General features: G+C 46.9%; 5 protein-coding genes. 2 read left to right on the top strand and 3 right to left on the bottom strand.

Translation table 11 applies throughout. The features are described 5' to 3' along the window. Nucleotides 1–413: 413 nt before the first annotated feature. Nucleotides 414–1061: a Uma2 family endonuclease gene (locus QZ918_RS11630; RefSeq protein ID WP_293334924.1), complete on the bottom strand. Its 648-nt coding sequence runs from the start codon at nt 1059–1061 to the stop codon at nt 414–416. A gap of 253 nt (nt 1062–1314) precedes the next feature. Next, a complete protein-coding gene (locus tag QZ918_RS11625; RefSeq protein ID WP_293334921.1) occupies nt 1315–2094 on the bottom strand; it encodes an ABC transporter permease in 780 nt (259 codons plus the stop codon). A 127-nt stretch (nt 2095–2221) separates the two neighbouring features. On the opposite strand from QZ918_RS11625, the gene QZ918_RS11620 reads away from it, so the two are divergent. After that, on the top strand, nt 2222–3370 hold the full coding sequence (locus QZ918_RS11620; RefSeq protein ID WP_293334918.1) for a DegT/DnrJ/EryC1/StrS family aminotransferase: 1149 nt from the start codon (nt 2222–2224) through the stop codon (nt 3368–3370). Nucleotides 3371–3861: 491 nt separating this feature from the next. On the opposite strand, the gene QZ918_RS11615 is transcribed toward QZ918_RS11620, so the two are convergent. After that, on the bottom strand, nt 3862–4128 hold the full coding sequence (locus QZ918_RS11615; RefSeq protein ID WP_293334915.1) for a hypothetical protein: 267 nt from the start codon (nt 4126–4128) through the stop codon (nt 3862–3864). Nucleotides 4129–4157: 29 nt separating this feature from the next. On the opposite strand from QZ918_RS11615, the gene QZ918_RS11610 reads away from it, so the two are divergent. Then, a complete protein-coding gene (locus QZ918_RS11610) occupies nt 4158–5834 on the top strand; it encodes an ABC1 kinase family protein (protein WP_293334912.1) in 1677 nt (558 codons plus the stop codon). Nucleotides 5835–6000 lie beyond the last annotated feature (166 nt).

Below are 6000 nucleotides of genomic sequence, written 5' to 3'. Positions count from 1 at the left end.
GGAATCGCCGCCGCCGCTATGGTCTGCGTTGTAATTTGTTGTCAGCAATTTACAATTATGAGTTAGCTCTAGGGGATTAAATTTAAAACCTCTGATCGTAACATATATCTTTTTTGCAAGAGGTCTAATATGTATCAACAGGAAGGAGTAGAGGTTGTCTCCCAGGGTGGACTTGATTCAGCCGTGTCTGAATATATCGGCAGGGCGATCGCAGCCTTGAAACAATCAGCATAGCGAGTTTCCAGAGGCGGATGAAATACACAACACGGGAATGCCGTGGGCTGCATCTGGTGCAAGGCCAATATATCCGTAGGGGCGAAGCATGACCGCAATCAATATGGGATTATAACTAATAACTTATATGCGGTCATGCTTCGCCCTCTTCAGAAACCAGATGCACTCATGCCGTGTCCCTACCCGATATCGATATTCCCAGCAATTTCATCCGCACTCAATCCCGCTTGAAAAATTTGTTGTGCTGTCAAATTCAACTCTGGAAAAGTTGGCAACTCAATCCTATCATCTCCCCGAAATTGACTAACTTCATACTCACCATCAATTAACCGATAAATCGAAATAGTCGGTTGTTTGGGATTCCCGATAAACCTGCGGCCGCCCAAACCGAGATAATCCACAATCCAGTATTCGGAAATCCCGATTAATTCGTATTCACCTACTTTTTTTATGTAGTCATCTTGCCAATTCGTGCTAACGACTTCAACAACCAGCGGAATTGATGTGCCTTGAGTCACAGTGGAGAATTTTTCCCACAGAGGTTCTGAGGCTAAATTGGTTTCATTTAATATCAGAACGTCCGGCGAATAAGCTGATTCGTTTTCGGACGACTTAACTAATGCTTCTTTGGGGATGAAGTATGGCAGGTTTAGGCGATCGAATTGCGCGGTCAATTTTCTGGCTGCAAAACCGACAACTGTTTCATGCTTTCCTAATGGCTGTGACATTTCAACAATCTCTCCATTGTGCAGTTCATAGTGTCCGTTTTCCGGCTTCCATTCCGCAAATTCTTCAAAAGTTAGCGTTTTAGTTGCTATTTGAATCATGGCTATTCTCCTTAGTGATGAATCGGGCGGGCTAGAAGCCCACCCCACAAGATAAACTCACTCTTTGTGGAACAGGCCGGCATCGCCTGTTCAAGAAACCTAGAAACCCACCTGGCAAAAAAATGATTTTTGTGGAACAGGCATCTTGCCTGTTCAATAAAATAATGCTAAATGCGAGTTCTTACCTACATCATATTATAAATGCCCAATGCCCAATGCCCTGTTTGCCCAATGCCCAATTCCCGATTCCCGATTACCATTTGATTAACTGTGCATCTTGATTGAAAAACCTCCGACACAATCCCTCAGTCCATAATAGAGTGACGATTAAAGTTGCTAGCACCAACACAAACATCATCAAAATTTGGTAAGATGCTGCATCCAAAGGACTGACACCGCTCAACATTTGACCCGTCATCATTCCCGGTAATGTTACGATTCCCACGACTGTCATTGTGTTGAATGTGGGGATTAATCCAGCTTGAATCGCATCTTTTCGGTACTGTTTTACTGCTTGCTGCGGTGTCGAACCTAAACTTAAATGGGTTTCTATTTCTAATTGGCTGCTGTTAACTGTACTCACAAGTCTTTCACCTGCGATCGCTCCTGAGTTCATCGCATTGCCCAAAATCATCGCCGCTAGGGGAATCAAATACTGCGGTTCGTACCAGGGATCGGGTTGCAAAATTAGTAAGTGTGTATAGCCCAAAGTCAACGCCGTACCGATCGATATCGAACCCACAACTAACGGCAACAAGTGCTTGATTTTCTTGCTAATCCGGTTGCTGGCCACCATGCTAGCCGTTGTCAGCATAATTGCTAGCACTGCTAACACCAACCACGGATTTTTCCCCTCCGGCGCAAACACCACGGCGAGCACGTAGCCGACTCCCATTAGCTGGATCAGGGTGCGCCCTGCCGCGATCGCGATCGCCCCTTCCAGCCCCAATCCCTGCCATGCCGAAAGCCCGATCGCGATCGCCACCATCCCCAAAGCCCAACCCAAATCAGTAAAATCTAGCAGAATTAACATCCGCGCTCCCTTTCTATAAAGTGATTGTTTGCCCGTCCAACTATAAGATATTTGAATAAAGGTTTCTGAGAAACAGTTTTGCTGTAAGAATTTGCTTTGATAATGGTTGCAATTTGTGGTGTCAAGAGTGAATAACGTTCCCCCCCTCGATTTAACCCAGCAGTACGCCCAGATTGGCGACGAAATCGGCGCTGCGGTACAAAAAGTGCTCGCCTCTGGCGGCTACATCGGCGGCCCAGCCGTCAAGAGTTTTGAGCAAGAGTTTGCCAACTACACGGGCGTTTCCGACTGCGTTGGCTGCAACTCCGGCACCGATGCCCTAATTTTGGCTTTGCGAGCTCTCAAAATCGGCCCCGGCGACGAAGTAATTACCACTCCTTTTACCTTCTTCGCTTCCGCTGAAACCATCAGCGCCGTCGGTGCAACTCCCGTATTTGTCGATATTGACAGCGGGACTTTTAATCTGGATGTCGAACTTTTGGAAGCGGCAATCACCGACAAAACCAAGGCAATTATGCCGGTTCACATTTTCGGACAACCCACAGACATGACTCGGTTGATGGAAATTGCCACCAAGCATAACTTAGCCGTCATCGAAGATTGCGCCCAGGCTGTCGGGGCCGAGTGGGAGTCTCGAAAAGTCGGCAGCATCGGCCATGTGGGCTGCTTCAGCTTTTATCCGACCAAAAATTTAGGCGCTTGCGGTGACGGCGGCGCGGTGACAACAAACGATCGCGCCCTCGCAGCTTCCATGCGTATGCTGAAGGAACACGGACAGTCTTCTAGGTATTTTTACGAGGAAATAGGCTACAACAGCCGTCTGGATGCCATGCAAGCAGTGATTCTCAGCATTAAATTGCGGTATCTCGACAGTTGGAACTCCCAACGCCGCGAGAAAGCAGCCGTTTATAGCGAATTTCTTTCCCGCGTCCCTGGAGTTGCTGTCCCCAAGGAATTGCCAGCAGCCAAGCCTGTTTGGAATCAGTATACAATTCGGCTGACAAATCCAAAAGACGAACCCGCTGCTTCTGGCAATTTCCGGGACTCAATGCGGACGAAGTTGCAAGAATCCGGAATTGGTTCGATGGTTTACTATCCGTTACCTTTGCACCTGCAACCTGTTTACAAATCTTTGGGCTATCAAGTCGGTCAATTGCCTGTAGCTGAGCAAGTTTGTCGCGAAGTGCTGTCTTTGCCAATGTTCCCGGAACTTTCGAGGGATCAACAGGAGAGGGCAATTTACGGGCTGAAAGATTGTTTGGCCAAGGGCGGATAGGATTTAGTGGCTTTTGCGCGATCGCCCGATCGAGAGAAATACCTGAGAATAGAGGAATTGTAGGGTTGCAGTGTCGTACTGGTGCAGCGGTCAGGGAAATATATTAAGTATTTTGACTGAACACTTGTACTTTTATCAGAAATTTGGGTTTAAAACCCCGTCCTTCGCTCGACGGCTTTCTGCTATAGTATTCGTAGGTTGCTGACCGTGAGAACGTGAGGAAACAGGTTAAACGTCCTACTCCGGGATCTCAAAATCTTTAACCGTCAATGGTAAAAACCAAATCCACACGGTAAGAGCAAATAAAAATCAAATAGCGTGGGACACACGCGAATTTACGCTTGGGGAGTAGTCCGTAAGAGTGCTTGCTGTAAAAGGTGTAGTCGGACTAGACATGAAACTGTAAGACCAAAACTGACATTGTTGGTAGAGGCACGATTCAGCCCAAGAATCCTCGTACCTTGATAGTCGAGGAGTGTCAAGTACTATATTTAATGAAAAGAAACAAATTTAGGCTGGCAAACCGCCTTCAACGGGTGCATTTTCCGATCGCCTAAAATTTGCGATCGATGATGAAGAAGGAAGTTCGGCACGGGTTCGTAAGGGCGGATGTAACGGATGTAACGGATTTCAGGAAGAAGGAAGACTTGTCTGCCAGCGTAGTCGAAGGAAGAAGGTTTTAACTTTCGACTTCCGACTTCCGACGCCCGACGCCCGATGCCCAATTCCCAATTCCCAATTCCCAATTTAAGCTGCAATTTTCATAAAATAAGAGGAAAATAAACGAGTGCCTCAGCATCAATTCACTCAGGCTAGACGCTACGATCCACAGGCGATCGGCCAATATTACGGCAACCGTCCTTGGAAAGCAATTTGGCGAGCAATAACCGTTATTTGGTCATTTGCAGGCTTCGTAGTCGGGATGTTGTGGGACAGTTGGCAGCACGAAGTCGCCGCCCACCAACCCGAACGTGCCGCCCACCTGCGACAAATACTCACCGACTTAGGCCCCACTTTCATTAAAGTCGGTCAAGCCCTGTCTACCAGACCAGATTTAATCCGCAAAGACTTTCTGCAAGAATTGATCAAACTTCAGGATCAATTGCCGCCCTTTGATTCGGTGCGAGCATTTGAAATTATTGAAGCAGAACTCGATCGCAAAATCAGCGAAACCTACAGAGAAATCTCCCCCGAACCAGTCGCGGCAGCCAGTCTCGGTCAAGTTTATAAAGCCCGTTTAATCAGCGGCGAAGCAGTAGCAGTCAAGGTTCAGCGACCAAATTTGCTGCCAATATTAAGTCTCGACCTTTATTTAATGCGGTGGGCGGCTGGATGGTTGGGCCCCTTACTGCCATTGAATCTCGGTCACGACCTCTGTTTAATAGTCGATGAATTTGGCATTAAACTATTCGAGGAAATTGACTATATAAATGAAGGTCGCAACGCCGAAAAATTTGCGACAAATTTCGCCGATGACGCAACAGTAAAGGTGCCGAGTATTTACTGGCGCTATACTTCAAAATGCGTTCTCACTCTCGAATGGATTGACGGCATCAAGCTAACAGATATCGCAAGTGTCAAAGCCGCAGGTTTAGACACCAATAGCTTAATTGAAATTGGAGTTCGCAGCGGTTTGCGGCAGTTGTTGGAACACGGTTTTTTTCACGCCGACCCCCATCCAGGAAATCTGTTTGCTTTAGCGGACGGCCGCATGGCTTACATCGATTTTGGGATGATGGATCAGATGGAAGAAACAACCAAAGAAACTTTGGTTGATTCTGTCGTTCATTTGATCAACAAAGATTATTTAGAGTTAGCCCAGGATTTTGTAAAACTTGGGTTTTTGACATCAGATACAGATATTATGCCGATCGTCCCGGCATTGGAATCTGTCCTTGGCGATATCGTCGGCGAAAAAGTAGCAGACTTTAACTTCAAGACGATTACAGACGAGTTTTCGGAGTTGATGTACGACTATCCTTTCCGAGTCCCCGCCAAATTTGCCCTAATTATTCGGTCTCTCGTCACAGAAGAAGGTTTAGCCCTGACACTGAATCCCGACTTCAAAATAGTCGAGGTAGCCTATCCCTACGTAGCGCGCAGATTGTTGAACGGGGAATCTCCGGCATTGCGCCGTCGCCTGATTGAGGTATTATTCAAAGATGGCAAATTCCAGTGGAGTAGATTAGAGGAGATGATTGCGATCGCCAGATCCGATCGCAGTTTCGACCTGCTACCCACAGCCCAACTCGGCTTGCAATTCTTGCTGTCAGAGGAAGGGTCGTTTTTGAGACGCCAGCTAATGTTAGCGTTAATTGAGGACGATCGCATTCACACCCAAGAAGTTGGCAGCCTCTGGAACTTAGTCAAACAAGACCTGCAACCAAGTCGCTTGTTCAACGTTGCTTTAGGCGCTTTGACAGAACTTTCCACAGCAGGAACAACCGCCCTAACTAAATTTTAGCCAGTTGTCAGTTGCGGTGCCCGCTCGCGTAGTCGAAGGGTTAATTGTTAGTTGTCAGCAATACCCGCTCGCCTAGTCGAAGGATCATTTATGAGTTATAAGTTGTTAATTCTAATAACCAATAACTAATAACAACCGACAACTGTCAACTGTCAACTGTCAACTG

Source organism: Microcoleus sp. CAWBG58, from assembly GCF_020883045.1.
GTDB lineage: Bacteria > Cyanobacteriota > Cyanobacteriia > Cyanobacteriales > Microcoleaceae > Microcoleus.
Note: the sequence above shows the minus strand (reverse complement) of the source record. Positions and strands in the feature narration are given on the sequence as shown.

Bases quoted from the DNA above. Each gene is read 5' to 3' on its own strand.
- QZ918_RS11630 (WP_293334924.1), bottom strand. From the start codon at position 1,061: ATGATTCAAATAGCAACTAAAACGCTAACTTTTGAAGAATTTGCGGAA.
- QZ918_RS11625 (WP_293334921.1), bottom strand. From the start codon at position 2,094: ATGTTAATTCTGCTAGATTTTACTGATTTGGGTTGGGCTTTGGGGATG.